The organism is Actinomadura luteofluorescens, assembly GCF_013409365.1.
In the GTDB taxonomy this organism is placed as follows: domain Bacteria; phylum Actinomycetota; class Actinomycetes; order Streptosporangiales; family Streptosporangiaceae; genus Spirillospora; species Spirillospora luteofluorescens.
Genome location: NZ_JACCBA010000001.1, coordinates 1,250,751 through 1,265,717, shown reverse-complemented (window position 1 = coordinate 1,265,717; position 14,967 = coordinate 1,250,751). Strand labels below are relative to the sequence as shown.

General features: G+C 72.9%; 17 protein-coding genes and 3 tRNA genes. 12 read left to right on the top strand and 8 right to left on the bottom strand.

Going from position 1 to position 14,967, the window contains the following annotated elements; translation table 11 throughout:
- The first annotated feature begins 34 nt into the window (after positions 1-34).
- The 4 genes from BJY14_RS46390 (at position 35) to BJY14_RS05585 (ending at position 803) form a co-directional block, all read left to right on the top strand.
- Entirely contained in the window at positions 35-163 is a 129-nt protein-coding gene (locus BJY14_RS46390; protein ID WP_258939140.1) for an LPFR motif small protein, read from the top strand.
- A 292-nt stretch (positions 164-455) separates the two neighbouring features.
- Positions 456-528 (top strand) — tRNA-Ala (locus BJY14_RS05595).
- A gap of 43 nt (positions 529-571) precedes the next feature.
- Positions 572-643, top strand: a tRNA-Gly gene (locus BJY14_RS05590).
- Between the two features lie 89 nt (positions 644-732).
- A tRNA-Gln gene (locus tag BJY14_RS05585) sits at positions 733-803 on the top strand.
- Positions 804-822: 19 nt separating this feature from the next.
- Here BJY14_RS05585 and BJY14_RS05580 read toward each other — a convergent pair.
- Together BJY14_RS05580 and kdgD are read right to left on the bottom strand one after the other, a co-directional pair.
- Complete coding sequence (locus BJY14_RS05580) at positions 823-1,968, bottom strand: L-talarate/galactarate dehydratase (RefSeq protein ID WP_179842626.1); 1,146 nt, start codon at positions 1,966-1,968, stop codon at positions 823-825.
- Between the two features lies 1 nt (position 1,969).
- Positions 1,970-2,884 (bottom strand): 5-dehydro-4-deoxyglucarate dehydratase, encoded by a 915-nt coding sequence (gene kdgD / locus BJY14_RS05575; protein WP_179842625.1) that lies wholly within the window; start codon positions 2,882-2,884, stop codon positions 1,970-1,972.
- Between the two features lie 74 nt (positions 2,885-2,958).
- Between kdgD and BJY14_RS05570 the strand changes: the two genes are divergently transcribed.
- On the top strand, positions 2,959-3,834 hold the full coding sequence (locus BJY14_RS05570; RefSeq protein WP_179842624.1) for a LysR substrate-binding domain-containing protein: 876 nt from the start codon (positions 2,959-2,961) through the stop codon (positions 3,832-3,834).
- A 103-nt stretch (positions 3,835-3,937) separates the two neighbouring features.
- Entirely contained in the window at positions 3,938-5,107 is a 1,170-nt protein-coding gene (locus BJY14_RS05565) for an acyl-CoA dehydrogenase family protein (protein WP_179842623.1), read from the top strand.
- 19 nt (positions 5,108-5,126) lie between these two features.
- Here the strand turns inward: BJY14_RS05565 and BJY14_RS05560 are convergent, their stop codons facing one another.
- Positions 5,127-6,545 (bottom strand): sensor histidine kinase, encoded by a 1,419-nt coding sequence (locus BJY14_RS05560; protein ID WP_179842622.1) that lies wholly within the window; start codon positions 6,543-6,545, stop codon positions 5,127-5,129.
- Position 6,546: 1 nt separating this feature from the next.
- Positions 6,547-7,227 (bottom strand): response regulator transcription factor, encoded by a 681-nt coding sequence (locus tag BJY14_RS05555; RefSeq protein ID WP_179842621.1) that lies wholly within the window; start codon positions 7,225-7,227, stop codon positions 6,547-6,549.
- Between the two features lie 133 nt (positions 7,228-7,360).
- Between BJY14_RS05555 and BJY14_RS05550 the strand changes: the two genes are divergently transcribed.
- The 3 genes from BJY14_RS05550 (at position 7,361) to BJY14_RS05540 (ending at position 9,332) form a co-directional block, all read left to right on the top strand.
- Positions 7,361-7,729, top strand: a complete 369-nt coding sequence (locus tag BJY14_RS05550) for a PepSY domain-containing protein (protein ID WP_218905131.1) — start codon at positions 7,361-7,363, stop codon at positions 7,727-7,729.
- A gap of 42 nt (positions 7,730-7,771) precedes the next feature.
- Complete coding sequence (locus tag BJY14_RS05545) at positions 7,772-8,569, top strand: SAM-dependent methyltransferase (RefSeq protein ID WP_179842619.1); 798 nt, start codon at positions 7,772-7,774, stop codon at positions 8,567-8,569.
- A gap of 292 nt (positions 8,570-8,861) precedes the next feature.
- Positions 8,862-9,332: an SRPBCC family protein gene (locus tag BJY14_RS05540; protein ID WP_179842618.1), complete on the top strand. Its 471-nt coding sequence runs from the start codon at positions 8,862-8,864 to the stop codon at positions 9,330-9,332.
- Positions 9,333-9,397: 65 nt separating this feature from the next.
- On the opposite strand, the gene BJY14_RS05535 is transcribed toward BJY14_RS05540, so the two are convergent.
- The 4 genes from BJY14_RS05535 to BJY14_RS05520 form a co-directional block, all read right to left on the bottom strand.
- Positions 9,398-9,721, bottom strand: a complete 324-nt coding sequence (locus tag BJY14_RS05535) for a hypothetical protein (RefSeq protein ID WP_312878994.1) — start codon at positions 9,719-9,721, stop codon at positions 9,398-9,400.
- Between the two features lie 584 nt (positions 9,722-10,305).
- Positions 10,306-10,494: a DUF5999 family protein gene (locus BJY14_RS05530; RefSeq protein WP_179838579.1), complete on the bottom strand. Its 189-nt coding sequence runs from the start codon at positions 10,492-10,494 to the stop codon at positions 10,306-10,308.
- A gap of 161 nt (positions 10,495-10,655) precedes the next feature.
- Positions 10,656-11,153 (bottom strand): hypothetical protein, encoded by a 498-nt coding sequence (locus tag BJY14_RS05525; RefSeq protein ID WP_179842616.1) that lies wholly within the window; start codon positions 11,151-11,153, stop codon positions 10,656-10,658.
- A 260-nt stretch (positions 11,154-11,413) separates the two neighbouring features.
- Positions 11,414-12,229: an SAM-dependent methyltransferase gene (locus BJY14_RS05520; protein WP_179842615.1), complete on the bottom strand. Its 816-nt coding sequence runs from the start codon at positions 12,227-12,229 to the stop codon at positions 11,414-11,416.
- 204 nt (positions 12,230-12,433) lie between these two features.
- On the opposite strand from BJY14_RS05520, the gene BJY14_RS05515 reads away from it, so the two are divergent.
- Genes BJY14_RS05515 through BJY14_RS05505 form a run of 3 tightly spaced genes read left to right on the top strand, consistent with a single transcriptional unit; the run spans position 12,434 to position 14,959 of the window.
- Positions 12,434-13,159 carry a DedA family protein gene (locus BJY14_RS05515; RefSeq protein ID WP_179842614.1) on the top strand — a complete coding sequence of 242 codons (726 nt, stop codon included), beginning with the start codon at positions 12,434-12,436 and terminating at the stop codon, positions 13,157-13,159.
- Positions 13,143-14,321: a sensor histidine kinase gene (locus BJY14_RS05510; protein WP_312878992.1), complete on the top strand. Its 1,179-nt coding sequence runs from the start codon at positions 13,143-13,145 to the stop codon at positions 14,319-14,321. The genes BJY14_RS05515 and BJY14_RS05510 overlap by 17 nt, the downstream gene beginning before the upstream one ends.
- Entirely contained in the window at positions 14,312-14,959 is a 648-nt protein-coding gene (locus tag BJY14_RS05505; RefSeq protein WP_179842613.1) for a response regulator, read from the top strand. Before BJY14_RS05510 ends, BJY14_RS05505 begins: the two co-directional genes overlap by 10 nt.
- Positions 14,960-14,967: the final 8 nt, after the last annotated feature.

The following is a 14,967-nucleotide window of genomic DNA, read 5'->3' as shown; positions in this document are numbered from 1 at the left end:
GTCGGTCAGGACCGAGCCGAAGGAGTGAAGCCAGATGCGCCGCATCAGCGCAGCGATCAGCGCCATTGTCGGGACGATCATCAGCGTCGTGACCCTGCCGTTCCGCGTTCTGGGGCGGTTGCTGACCCCCGGCCGCGGCCGCAGCCGCCGCGGGGCGGCGTGACGCATATCCGACTCGCCCCGGGCCGATTCTCCCCGAACGGCCCGGGGCGTTCGCATGGAAAAGGCGTTGCGTGCCCGCGCGGCGTCCCGCACCATAGGGGCATGGAAAAGGTCGGAAGCGCACGGGAGGCGGTGGAGGCCATGGTCACGACCATCGGGCGGCAGGCCCGACAGCCCCTCGGATTCGGGGCCGGTCAGGGCGTCGCCCTTGCCGGAAACGCCTCCGGATAGAGCCGTCAGGCTCCGCCGGAGGCCGTCAGGGAGAGATCCCGGCGGCCTTTCTCTTTTATCAGGGGTCAGTAGCTCAATGGGGAGAGCGCCCGCCTTGCAAGCGGGAGGATGCCGGTTCGAGTCCGGCCCGATCCACGGCCTTGAACGGCCACCGGGCGGAGCCTTTCCTGCTCCGCGCGCCGCACAGGCCTGAATGGTGAGGCGGCTGGTCTCCACCCAGCAGAACCGGGTTCGATTCCCGGGTGCGGCTCTGGACTGGACCGGCGGGAGTAACGACCCCCGGCCGGTCCTCCCCGTGCCCACGGCGGGCGGACGCCACCGCCCGCCGGCGGGCACCCGTGCTGGATCATCCAAGGGCAGGATGCGTGATTCTGGATCACGTCATGCAGGTTCGACCCCTGCTCCAGCAGCTCCTCCGGCCCGGCCCGGTCAGGGCCGGGCGCCGGCGAGGGCCCGCCGCGTCGTCCAGGCGCGGGCCCGCTCGCTGAGCGTGATGCCGAGACCGGGACGGGACGGGACGTGCATCCGCCCGCCCTCGATGGTGAGCCGCTCCTCGAACAGCGGGCCGAGCCAGTCGAAGTGCTCCACCCACGGCTCGGACGGGTACGCGGCCGCCAGATGCAGATGGATCTCCATCGCGAAGTGCGGCGCGAGCGCCAGGTGCCGGTGCTCGGCGAGCGCGGCGACCTTCAGGAAGCCGGTGATGCCGCCGATGCGCGGGGCGTCCGGCTGCAGGACGTCGACGGCGCCCCGGTCGATGAGCTCGCGGTGCTCGGCCACGCTGGTCAGCATCTCCCCGCTCGCGACGGGGGTGTCGAGCGCCCGCACCAGCGCGGCGTGCCCCTCGGCGTCGTGGGCGTCCAGGGGCTCCTCGATCCAGGTGAGGCCGAACTCCTCCAGCGCGCGCCCCATCCGGCGCGCGGCCGGCCGGTCCCACTGCTGGTTGGCGTCCACCATGAGCGGGAACCCGTCGCCGAGCCGCTCCCGGACGGCCGCGACGCGGCGCAGGTCCTCGGCGTGGTCGGGATGCCCGACCTTGATCTTGACGCCGCCGATCCCGGCCCGCGCGGAGGCGGCCGCGTTGTCGAGCACCTCCTCCAGCGGTGCGCCGAGGAACCCGCCCGTGGTGTCGTAGCAGCGGACGGAGTCGCGGTGCGCTCCGAGGAGCTTGGCGAGCGGCAGGCCCGCGCGCCTGGCCTTCAGGTCCCACAGCGCGATGTCGATGGCGGCGATCGCCTGCCCGGCGAGGCCGCCGCGCCCGGCCGACGCCCCCGCCCATGCCAGCTTCGTCCCGATCCTGCCGATGTCGCTCGGATCCTCGCCGACGGCGGCGGGGGCGATCTCGGCGGCGTGCGCGAACTGGCCGGGCCCGCCCGCGCGCTTGGAGTACCCGAAGCCGACGCCCTCGTGGCCCTGCTCGGTGCCGATCTCGGCGAACAGGAACACCACCTCGGTCATCGGCCGCTGCCGCCCGGTGAGCACCTTCGCGTCGCTGACGGGCGCGGCGAGCGGCAGCGTGACCGACGACAGCTCGATCCAGGCGATCCGGTCGAGGACCGCCTCGGCGCCCGCCATCTCAGCGCACCCGCTTCACGAGTTCCGCGAGCCGTGCCGTCTCGTCCCCGGTCAGGTCCGTCAGCGGCGGGCGGACGGGGCCGGCGGGACGTCCGGTGACCCGCATGCCGGCCTTGACGATGCTCACCGCGTATCCCTTGCGGCGGTTGCGGATCTCGCAGTACGGCAGGACGAACTCCGCCAGCCGCCGGTGGACCCCCGCCCGGTCGCCGGCGAGGACGGCGGCGTGGAAGGCGAGCGCGAACTCCGGGGCGAAGTTGAAGATCGCCGACGAGTACGTCGTGACGCCCATCTCCCGGTAGGGGAGGGCGAACGTCTCGGCGGTCGGCAGCCCGCCGACGTAGACGAGGCGGTCGCCGAGGCGGGACCGGATCCGCGTCATCAGCTCCAGATCGCCGACGCCGTCCTTGAAGCCGACGAGGTTCGGGCACGCGTCGGCCAGCTCGGCGATCGTCGCGTCCTGGTAGACGGCGTTGGCGCGGCTGTAGACCGTCACGCCGAGGCGGGTGGCCCGGCACACCGCCCGGACGTGCGCCGCCAGGCCCTCCTGCGAGGCCTCGGTGAGGTAGGGCGGGAACAGCAGCACCCCGTCGGCGCCCGCGCGCTCGGCGTCCTCGGCCATCCGCACGGCCTGCGCCGTCCCGTACCCGGCGGGCGCGACCACCGGGACGCCGTCCGGCGCCTCCGCGACCGCCGCGCGCACCACCCGGCCGACCTCGTCCGGCGTCAGTGAGAAGAACTCGCCCGTCCCGCCCGCCGCGAACAGGCCCGCCACGTCGTACGCGCCGAGGCGGGCGATGTTCTCGCGGTAGGCGTCCTCGTCGAACGACAGGTCGTCGCGGAAGTGGGTGACGGGGAACGACAGGAGCCCGGACCCGAGCCGCCGGGCGATCTCGTCGGGCGCGGTCTGCTTCATGCCCCGAGGCTAGGATGGTCGATCGATCCAGGTCCAACACAGAAAACGCATCCACTGATACCCGAAGCGAATCGATGTTCACGCTCACCCAGCTGGCGAACTTCGTGGCCGTCGCCGAGGAACTGCACTTCGGCCGCGCCGCCCGGCGCCTGCGCATGACGCAGCCGCCGCTCAGCCGCCAGATCCAGCTGCTGGAGAACGAACTGAAGGTGCGGCTGTTCGACCGGACGAACCGCTCGGTGCGCCTCACCCCCGCCGGGCGCGCGTTCCTCGTCGAGGCCCGCCGGCTGCTCCAGCAGGCCGACCACGCCGCGATGTCCGTCCGGCAGGTGTCGGCGGGGGAGGCGGGGACGATCACCCTCGGCTTCACCGCCGCGAGCGCCCACGCCACGCTCGGCCGGGTGCTGGAGGCCGCCCGCGCGGCGCTCCCGGACGTGGAGATCGTGCTGCGGGAGATGGTGACCCGCGACCAGGTGCGCGCCCTCGCCGAGGGCGGCCTGGACCTCGGGCTCGTCCGGCCGCCGGTGAGCGACCCCGACCTGGAGGAGCGCCCCGCCGACCGCGAGCCCCTGCTCGCCGCGGTCCCGCACGGCCATCCCCTGGCGGAGGGGGACGGCCCGGTCCCGCTCGCCGACCTCGACGGGCGGCGGTTCCTCATGTACTCCCCCGTCGAGGCCCGCTACTTCCACGAACTGCTGGTCAGCCTGTTCCGGCAGGCCCGCGTCTCGCCCGTGTACGCGCAGTACCTCAGCCAGGTGCACAGCATCCTCGCGCTGGTCAGCTGCGGCTGGGGGCTCGCGCTCGTGCCCGCGGCGGCGGCCCGGCTGCGCTACGCGGGCGTGGTGTTCCGGCCCGTCGACCTGCCCGATCCGGCCCCCGTGGAGCTGAGCCTGACCTGGCGGCGCGGCAACGACAATCCGGCGCTCGCCCTGCTGCTGCGCCACCTGTGACCACCGGGGAGCGCCTTGACGGCGTCCGCCCGCTCGCTTAATTTGGCGTCCAAATATTGGCCGTCAAAATATCGGCCCGCGGCCCCGGCATCCTGGAGGAACGATGAGCGACTTTCCCGCGTACGCGCCGTCGGAGGAGCACGAGCTGTTGCGGCGTTCGGTGCGTGAGCTGGCCGAGGCCAAGATCGCTCCTTTCGCGGCGGAGGTGGACGAGGAGTCGCGGTTCCCGCAGGAGGCGTTGGACGCGCTGGTGGCGGGTGATCTGCATGCGGTGCACGTGCCGGAATCGTACGGGGGTGCGGGGGCCGATGCTTTGGCGACGGTGATCGTGATCGAGGAGGTGGCGCGGGTGTGCGCGTCCTCGTCGTTGATCCCGGCGGTGAACAAGCTGGGGACGGTTCCGGTGCTGTTGGCGGGGTCGGAGGGGTTGAAGGAGCGGTTTCTTCCGGCGGTGGCGCGGGGGGAGGCGATGTTCTCGTATGCGTTGTCGGAGGCGGATGCGGGGTCGGACGCGGCGGGGATGCGGACGCGTGCGGTGCGTGATGGGGATCACTGGGTGCTGGACGGCGCGAAGATGTGGATCACCAATGCGGGGGTGTCGCGGTTCTACACGGTGATGGCGGTGACCGAGCCGGGTGCGGGGGCGCGGGGGATCTCGGCGTTCGTGGTGGACTCGCAGGAGGATGCGGGGGTGTCGTTCGGGGCCAAGGAGCGCAAGTTGGGGATCAAGGGGTCGCCGACGCGTCAGGTGGTGCTGGAGGGGGTGCGGGTTCCGGCCGATCGGATGATCGGTGAGCCGGGGACGGGGTTCAGGACGGCGCTGGCGACGTTGGACCATACGCGGATCACGATCGCGGCGCAGGCGCTGGGGATCGCGCAGGGGGCGCTGGATTTCGCGGTGGGGTATGTCAAGCAGCGGCGGCAGTTCGGCAAGGCGGTCGCGGATTTCCAGGGTGTGCAGTTCATGCTGGCCGACATGGCGATGCGGCTGGAGGGGGCGCGGCAGCTGACGTATCACGCGGCGGTGAAGTCCGAGCGGGCAATGGGCGGGGAGCGGGTGCCGGATCTGACGTTCGTGTCGTCGGCGTGCAAGACGCTGGCCTCGGATGTGGCGATGGACGTGACGACCGACGCGGTGCAGTTGCTGGGCGGGTACGGGTACACGCGGGAGTTCCCGGTGGAGCGGATGATGCGCGACGCCAAGATCACCCAGATCTACGAGGGCACCAACCAGATCCAGCGCATGGTCATGGCCCGCCAGCTCCTCAAGTAACCGGCCCCGGGGAGCCGGGTCACAAGGCCGGCAGTCGCACCTCGAACAGCGCACCGCCGCCGGGGGCCTCGCGCACGGCGAGGTCTCCGCCGTGCGCCAGCACCAGGTCGCGGGCGATGGCCAGCCCGAGACCCGCGCCGCCCTCGTCCCGGCTGCGCGCGTCGTCCAGCCGCACGAACCGCTCGAAGATCCGCTCGCGGTCGGCGGGCGGCACCCCCGGCCCGTCGTCGGCGACCCGCACCACCGCCGCGCCCGCCTCCTCGTCCACCGACAGCCGGACCGCCGAGCGCGCGTGCCGCTGGGCGTTGTCGAGCAGGTTGCCGACCACCCGCGCCAGCCGCCCCGGCACGCCCATGACCCGCGGATCGGCCCCGATCGACGCCTGGACGGCGATCCGGTCGCCCGCCGCGCGGCGCTCCAGCTCGTCCAGGACGAGTTCGCCGAGCGCGACGGGCCTGGCCGGCGGGCGGTCCCCGGCGTCGATGCGGGCGAGGAGCAGCAGGTCGGCGGCCAGCCGCTGGAGCCGCAGGACGTCCTCGGTGAGCCCGCCGACGTCCAGCAGCTCCGGGTGCGCGGCGGCCACCTCCAGCTGGGTGCGCAGCGAGGCGATGGGGCTGCGCAGCTCGTGCGAGGCGTCCGCCACGAACCCGCGCTGCCGCGCCACCGACTCCTCCAGCGCGGCGAGCGTCGCGTTCGTCGTCGCGGCGAGCCCGGCGATCTCGTCCCGCGCGTCCGGGACGGGCACCCGCCGGGCCAGGTCGCCGGAAGAGGTGATCTCGGCCAGCTCCGCCCGGACCGCCTCCACCGGGCGCAGCGCCCGCCGCGTGACCAGCCACGTCACGCCCGCGACGACCGCGAGCAGGGGCGGCAGACCCGCGAGCATCGCCCGGACCGCGGTGCCCACCGCGTCCCGGGCGGCGGCCAGGTCGGCGCCCGCGTAGACGGTCACCGTCTCGTCCCGCGGCGTCGTGACCTCGACCGCCGCGAACCGGTAGACGGCCGTGCTGTCGTCCACGGTCGCGCGGCCCGTGGTGAGGTCCGGGTCGCCGCCCGCCATCTCGCCGCGCGCCGGGTCGTCGTCACCGCGGTCGTCATCGTCGCCGCCCTGCGGCGGCCGCACGGGCCGCACGGCGGGAGAGCCGGTTCCGTGGATCTCCCGCAGGTCCTCACTGGCCGCCAGAACCCGGCCCTCCTCGTCCACGACCTGCACGGGACGGTCCTCCCCGTCCGGCAGGTCGAGCGCCGCGAACGGGGTGCCGCTCGCGAGCTGCGAGGCCACCTCGCGCGCCGCCACCTCCGCCTTCAGGTCTGCCTGGCCGCCGAGGTTGGAGCGCAGCAGCAGCACCACCGCGAGCCCGGCGGCGACGAGCGCGACGGCCACCACGGCGGTCGCGCCCAGGGTCGTCCTGGCGCGGACGGACGTCGGGCGGCGGGCCATGTCAGGCGCCCCCGTCCCGGGCCAGCCGGTACCCGGCGCCCCGCACCGTCGTGATCGACCGGCGCCCGAACGGGACGTCGAGCTTGCGGCGCAGCGCGCTCACGTACACCTCGACGATGTTGGGGTCCCCGCCGTAGGCGAGGTCCCACACCGCCTCGATGATCTGGGCCTTCGAGACGACCCGGCCCGCGTTCGACGCCAGGTGCTCCAGCACCGCGAACTCCTTGGCGGTGAGCTCCACCTCGACCTCGCCCCGGTGCACGCGCCGCGCGGCCGGGTCGACCGTGAGGTCGCCGAGCACGATGGCGGGCGCCGCGCCCCGCGTCCGGCGGCGCAGCAGCGCGCGGACGCGGGCCACCAGCACCACGTAGGAGAACGGCTTGGTGAGGTAGTCGTCCGCGCCGGTGTCCAGGCCCTCCGCCTCGTCGTACTCGCCGTCCTTGGCGGTCAGCATCAGGATCGGCGTCTCGTCGCCCGCCGCGCGCAGCGCCGCGCACACCCGGTAGCCGTTCATCCCGGGCAGCATGATGTCGAGGAGGATCAGGTCGTACCCGCCGCCGAGCGCCCGGTGCAGCCCCTCGGCGCCGTCGTGGACGGTCTCGACCACGAATCCCTCGGCCGTCAGCCCCCGCGCGAGCGAGGCGGCCAGGCGTCTCTCGTCCTCGACGATCAGCAGGCGCATCCCCACAGCCTGCCAAACCGCACCTGAAGGCGGCTTCAGGTCCCTTCAGCGGCGCTACAGGAACGCCCGGCATCGTCCATGGCGAAGGGTCCGGCCGCGAAGGCCGGCACGACACCCGCAGATGGGAGCTTCGATGAGGTTCGACGCACGGCGCATGGTCGCGGGCCGCGGCCTGCTGGTCACGGTGGTCGCCGCGGGCGCGCTCGCCGCCGGGGGAGCCACGGCCGCGGTCGCGGCGGCGGACGGCGGGGAGGGCGCGTCGCCCTCCGGCGGGAAGCCCGCCCGCCCGGCCGTCTCGCTGACGCAGGCCGCGGACGCGGCGCTGAAGGCCGTCCCCGGCGAGGTCCATGAGATCGAGCTGGACGACGACAACGGCAGGACCGTCTGGGAGGTCGACGTGGTCGGCGCCGACGGGAAGAAGCACGAGGTGATCGTGGACGCCGCGACCGGCAAGGCGGTCGCCGGGAAGGCGGACGACGGGAAGGCGGACGACGATGACTGACCTTCCTCCGTAACGGGAAGGGAACGGCCGAGGGGGTGGCGCATGAGCGACCAGAAACCCGTGTCCGGCATCGACACGAGCGTCCCGCATGTTGCGCGCATCTGGAACTACTGGCTTGGCGGCAAGGACAACTATCCGGTGGACCGCGAGGTCGGGGACCAGATCCTCGGGATGCTGCCGGACGTCGCACGGCTGGCACGGGCCTCCCGGCTGTTCCTGAACCGGGTGGTGTGGCATCTGGCCGCCGAGGCGGGCATCCGCCAGTTCATCGACGTCGGCACCGGGCTCCCCACGGTGGACAACACCCACGAGGTCGCCCAGCGCGCCGCGCCCGAGTCGAGGGTCGTCTACGTCGACAACGACCCCCTGGTCCTGGAGCACGCGAAGGGCCTGCTCACCAGCACGCCCGAGGGGAGCACCGCCTACATCCACGCGGACCTGCGCGACCCCGGCACGATCCTGGAGGGCGCCGCCGAGACGCTCGACTTCAGCCGCCCGATCGCGTTCACCCTGATGGGCATCCTGGAGTTCGTCCCCGACAACGACGAGGCCTACCGGATCGTGCGGCGGCTCATGGACGCGGTGCCCTCCGGCAGCTACTTCGCCATGTACGACGGGACGAACGTCGTGCACGGAGAGGCGTCCGACCGCATCGTCGACGTCTGGAACGCGGCGGGCAACGCGCACCTCGTCCTGCGGACGCCCGAGGAGATCGGGCACTTCTTCGACGGGCTGGAACTCGTGGAGCCCGGCATCGTCCCGGTGACGCACTGGCGGCCGGACACGGCGGCCGAGCCGGAGGCGGTGGACGCCTACGGCGCCGTGGGCCGCAAGCCCTAGGCTGTGTTTTTCTCAGTCCCGGCCCACTTCGCTCGCCTAGCGGCTCGCTGCGTGACCTGGCCTGGGCGAACGCGGCATCGCTTCGCGATCTGCCCGGTTCCGCTCGCCTTCGGCTTCGCTCCACCGGGCAGGTCACGCGTTCGCGCGCGTGGCCGGGGCGACTTCGAGACAGGCTGTGAGTCTTGTGGTGGCTGGTCTGGGATCGGCTGGTAAGGATTGTGTCGGCTGCTGCGGCCTTGGTCGTGACTCGAGACAGGCTCCCTAGAACCCCAGGTCCGCTGAAAAGGACGCGATGACCGGAAACGAGTTCGTCTACACGACCTACATCAGGACCACGCCGGAGCGGCTCTGGGAGGCGCTCACCGACCCGGGCTCCACCCGCCGCTACTGGGGTGTCGCCTTCGAGACCGACTGGCGGCCCGGGTCCGCCGTCACCTGGCACGAGGAGGGCGCGACGACGTCCGACCCTGAGCAGGTCGTCCTCGCGGCCGAGCCGGGCCGGTGCCTCAGCTACACCTGGCACACCTTCACGCCGGAGTGGGCGCGGTCCACCGGCGTGGACGAGGAGACCCGCGCACGGCTCCTGCGGGAGCCCCGCTCCAAGGTGACCTTCGATCTCGAACCCGTCGGGGAGGCGGTGAGGCTGACCGTCGTCCACGAGGGCGGCGAGGTGCTGCTCGGCATGTCCCGGCACGGCTGGCCGCACGTCCTGTCCGGCCTTAAGACGCTCCTGGAGACGGGCGCTCCCCTCCCCACCACGTAACCGGTCGCGCGTTCACCGGCCGGCCGGGCACTGCGCTTCGGAACGGTCCACCAAAGGTCGCCCGCTCACATGCGCATGCTGCTGCCGCCGGACTCCTCCTCGCCGTCGGTGGTGTGCTCCAGCTCCAGGTACTCGTCGTCGGGCCAGAGCTCGTCGGCCACGAAGGCGAGGTACTCCTCGTCGCCGGGGTCCAGCTCGGCGGTCATGGACTCCGGGTGGCCCGGGGGATCGGCGGCGAGGGCGGGGGGCGGGACGGCGCGTGGCGGCTCGGGAGCGGGATCCCCCTGCTCCGGAGCGGGGCGCGGCGGCATGGGGTGGAGGAGGTTCGGCAGGAAAAGGCCGAACAGGGCGACCAGGGACGCGAGGACCAGGACTGTGACCACACCCACACCGTCCTTCCGCGGTCGAGTTCCGCATGATTGTTGCGTAAGTAGCAAAACAGTTGAACGCTACCGGGATCGCCCGCCGGATGGGAGTCCGACATGCGGATCGGTGGAGACGAACAGCGCACGGCGTCTCATGCGGACGCGCGCGAGCGGGCGAGGTTCACCTGGGATCGCCGCGCCCTGTCCGCTCTCCTCTCCAAGGCTGTGCGCGATCGTCGCGCGGGGGCGTCACGACACGCGGGCTTTCGTCGCACGCTGCCAGGGTTTGGCAAGCGGGTTGGAGTCCGGTGGTGGTCGCCTGATGACGGCGCGGAGAGGTGGCCTCGGCATGGCCTGGCCTGGATGAACGCCACGACGGTCCGAAGGCGAGTGGAGGGTCTCGGCTGCCGGACCGGGGGCGGCGCGTACGGGGGAGAGCGCCGGTTCATCGAGCTCACGTGGGGGTCTGCGGCGGATCGCCGTCTGTGCGGGGGGCTGGGAGGGGAGCCGGAGAGCGTGCTCGCGACGTCCCGGGCGGCAGGCGCTCGCCCGGCGTCGGGAACGACCGGCACGTGATCGGATGATCGTGCCGGGACGGGTCGCGGGCTCTAGGCGGCGGTGGTGGGACGGTGCGGTGCGATGACGCGGCCGTCGGGAAGGAGCTCGCCGGTGTCGTCGAAGACGACGACGCCGTTGCACAGGAGATTCCACCCCTGCTCGGGGTGGGCGGCGATGATGCGCGCGGCCTCGCGGTCGAGGTCGTCCGGCTGCGGACAGGGCGGCTCGTGCTGGCAGATGGTGTGGTGCTCGGCGGTCACAGGGTTCCTCCACGGGTGTCCCACGTGATTAAGGACATATTGCAGCCTGCCGCGCTGCGTCCGAAATATGCAAGTGGATGGCGAATTTTTTACCGTCGCCCACGTGTGAAGGCGTCGAAGCTAGGGCAATCAGGGGCGATTCACCGCAAGATGCCACCGTCCGGTTCGTCGCCGTGGTCCACGTCGAGACCGACGACGGCCGTGCAGCCCGTGCAGATCCACTCGGCGACGACGGCCTCGGAGTTGGTGCCGTGGGTCCGGTAGGGGCGCTCGACGGTGCGGCGCCGCATGCCGTGGCCGCAGGAGGAGTGCAGGAGCCTGCCGCAGGCGGGGCACGGCCAGACGTCCTCGCGGCGCAGGTCGCACCGGGGGCACAGCGGCGACTCGTAGTGGCCCGCCGGCTCGCCGAACTCCAGCTCGATCCGCCACTCGTGCTCCAGATCGAGGTACTCGTCGGCGGGCCAGTGGTGGTCGGCCAGCCAGGCGAGGTACTCCTCGTCCCCCGGGCCGAGGACGGCCGTCAGCGACTCGGGGTGCCGTTCGTCCGAACGGTCGGGGCGCCTGCCGTGCCGCGCGGTGGCCAGGAGCGAGAGCAGGCCCACGAGCGCGGCCGCGGCCAGGCCTGTCGCCAGGGGCATCGCGGCGTCCTTACATGATCTTGTGGCGGGAAAGTCCGATCATGAATGCACTTCACAAAACGCTGCGAACGCTACAAGAAAGGCCCAACAACGGAAAAGTCGATCAAAAAGATCTTTTACCTGGATCATGACCGGACGTGGGCCCGAAACCGGGGGGCGAGGCCGTCCGTAACCGCGCGGCCTGCGGGAATCGGGGCTCCGAGCCTCCTGCGGGCGCGGGCGCGGGCGGAACCGGTTTCACTCTCCGCTGAATCCGCTGATCAGTCCTTACGCCCCAGGACGGCGACCATCTGGGAGTGCAGCGGGTGCTCCAGCGGCCCGGCGGGCCCGGCGGGCCGCCACGCGGTCACGTTGGCCACCCCCGGTTCCAGGATCGTGAGGCCCTCCATGAACCGCTCGATCTCGGAGGAGTGGCGGAAGTAGGACCCGCCCAGGCCCGACTGCAGGATGCGCTTGGCCTCCTCGACGCGCGGATCGTCCCCCGCGTCGTGCAGGTGGGTGAGCACGACGTGGCTGCCGGGCGCGAGGAACGGGAGCAGCGCGTGGACGACCCCGGCCGGGTCGCGGTCGTCCGGCACGTGGTGGATGATCGCGGCCAGCACGACGCCCACCGGGCGCGACAGGTCGAGGAGCCCGGTCAGCGCGGGGTCGGTGAAGATCTTCTCGGGCTCGTACAGGTCGCCCTGGATGAACGTCGCGACGCCGGTCTCGGTCAGCAGCGCCCGCCCGTGCGCCAGCACGATCGGGTCGTTGTCGACGTACACCACGCGCGCGTCGGGGTTGGCCGCCCGGGCGAACTGGTGCACGTTGGACGACGTGGGCAGCCCCGACCCGATGTCGACGAACTGGTCGATGCCGAGATCGCGGGCCATGTAGGTCACCGCCCGCTCGATGGCGACCCGGTTGCCCTGGGCCACGACGGGGGCCTCCGGCACGAGCTGCATCACCATGTCGGCCACCTCGCGGTCGGCGGCGAAGTTGTCCTTGCCGCCGAGGAAGTAGTCGTACACGCGCGCGAAGGTGGGCGTGGAGGGGTCGATGCCCGGAGGTGCGTTCTCGGGGAGGTCGTCGGCCACGCGCGCGGCTCCTTCTGTCGTGCGCCCTGATCTCCCAGGACGGGCGGCGGCGGTGATCCAACAGTAGGCCGGATGCCCGTCCCCGTCCCCGTTTTCGGCCCCTCGGGGTGCGGTTTTCCGCAGGGGAGGGGTGCGGGAGGCGGCCGGACGGACCGGCGGTGCGCTCCATGGTGGCGCGGCGTCCCGGTTCCTAGCGTCGTACACATGATCGAGACGATGTACGCGGCGCCGGCGGCCGAGCCCGCGGGAGGCGTCGCGGGGTGGGCGACGGACCTGATGGACAGGCTGGGCGCGCCCGGGGCGGGGCTGGCGATCGCGCTGGAGAACCTGTTCCCGCCGCTGCCGAGCGAGGTGATCCTCCCCCTGGCGGGGTTCGCCTCCGCGCAGGGCCGGATGAGCCTGGTGGCGGCGCTCGCGTGGACGACGGCCGGCAGCGTGGCCGGGGCGCTGGCCCTGTACGGGATCGGCGCGCTGATCGGGCGGGACCGGATCCGCGCGATGGTGGCCCGGCTGCCGCTGCTCAAGCTCGACGACCTGGACCGGACGGAGGCGTGGTTCGCCCGGCACGGCGCCAAGGCCGTGTTCTTCGGCCGGATGATCCCGATCTTCCGCAGCCTGGTCTCCGTCCCGGCGGGGGTGGAGCGGATGAGGCCCGCGACGTTCCTGCTCTACACCGCCCTCGGCAGCCTGCTGTGGAACACGGTGTTCGTGCTGGCCGGGTACGGGCTCGGGGACAACTGGCGGACGGTGGAGGAGTTCGTCGGCGTCTACTCCAAGGCCGTCGTCGCGCTGGTCGGTCTGGCGGCGCTGGCGTTCGTGGCCGTACGTATCGTGAAGGCGCGCGGGTCCGCGCGGAGGCCGGGGCGGGGGCGGAGGCAAGGGGCGCACCGAGCGGAGGCGAGAGAACTTCAACGTGATCGCGACTTTTGACGTGCCGCGCGGCGGCCCGCGCGCGGCCGGGCGAGCCGCGGCGGGCCTGCTGCTGGCCGCGGTGACCGCGGGAGTGGAACTGGTGCTGCTGGCGGTGGCGGCGCTGCTGATGGCGTACTCGATGGCGTTCTCGCGCGGGCGCCGGAAGGTCCCCGGGGCGGTCGCGGAGGGCGCCGAGCTCCTGGCCGAGCTGGAGCTGTGGAGGCTCCGGGTGTTCCTCGGCGAGGACCGGGCCGTCCGGTACGGCCCGCTGAAGGCGCTCGCGTACCTGGTGCTGCGGGTGCCGGTGGGGCTGCTCGGCGGGGTGATCCTGCTGCTGCTGGCCTACGGGGCGGCGGCCGCGGTCCGGCTGGCGGTGGGCTGGTGGATCACGGGTGACCACCTGGACGGCATCCCGCCGACCTGGTGGATCGTCCTCTACACGGCCGTCGCGGGCGTGGTGCTGCTCTTCCTCGCCGTGCAGGGCCTGGTCGGGGTCGCGGCGATGGAGCGGAGCGTGGCCCGGCGCTGCCTCGGGCCGAGCCCGCTGGAGGAGTACGAGCGCCGCATCGCGCAGCTGTCGGTGACGCGGGCGCAGGTCGTGGACGCGGTGGACGACGAGCGGCGCCGCATCGAGCGGGACCTGCACGACGGCGTCCAGCAGCGGCTCGTGGCGCTCGGCATGCTGATCGGGCGGGCCCGCCGCGCCGGCGACGGGGAGCGGGCGGCCGAGCTGCTGAGGCAGGCGCACGAGGAGTCGCAGCGGGCGCTGGCGGACCTGCGGGAGGTCACCTGGCGGGTCTACCCCGCCGCGCTGGACGGCGAGGGGCTGCGGGCGGCGCTGGAGACCGTGGCCGAGCGGTCCGCGCTGCCGGTGGTGATCGACTTCGACGTCCCCGGGCGGCCCCCGCACGCGGTCGAGACGGCGGCGTACTTCGTCGTCTGCGAGGCCGTCACGAACGCCGCGAAGCACTCCGGCGCCGCGTCGGTGCGGGTGGCCGTGGCGGGATCGGCGACAATGATCGGCGTGCGCATCGAGGACGACGGGGGCGGGGGAGCCGACCCGGGCGGCGGCGGGCTCGCCGGGCTGGCCCGCCGGGTCGCCGCGCTGGACGGGACGTTCACCGTGGACAGCCCGCGCGGCGGCCCAACTGTGATCACCGCGGAGCTGCCGTGCGGGTGATGCTGGCCGAGGACTCCACGCTGCTGCGCGAGGGCCTGGTGCGGCTGCTCGCCGAGGAGGGCCACCGGGTGGAGGCGGCGGTCGGCGACGGCGACGCGCTGATCGCGGCGGTGGCCGAGGGCCCGCCCGACGTCGTGGTCGTCGACGTCCGGATGCCGCCCAGCCACACCGACGAGGGGCTGCGGGCCGCGCTGGAGATCCGGCGGCGCTGGCCGGACGTCGGGGTGCTCGTGCTGTCGCAGTACGTGGAGAAGCGCTACGCCGCCGAGCTGATCACCGCGGACACCGCGGGCGTCGGCTACCTGCTGAAGGACCGGGTCGCGCAGGTCGACGAGTTCCTCGACGCCCTGGAGCGCGTCGGCGCGGGCGGCGCCGCGTTCGACCCGGAGGTGGTGCGCCGGCTGCTGGCCGCGCACGGCGCGCAGGGCGATCCGCTGGCGCGCCTCACCCCGCGCGAGCGGGACGTCCTCGACACGATGGCGCAGGGGCACACCAACGCCTCGATCGCCGCGCATCTCCACATCTCGCAGAGCGCCGTCGAGAAGCACGTCAACGCGATCTTCGACAAGCTCGACCTGTCGCACGCGACCGGGTACAGCCGCCGCGTCCTGGCCGTCCTGCGGTACCTCGGCTCCTGAAGGCGGCG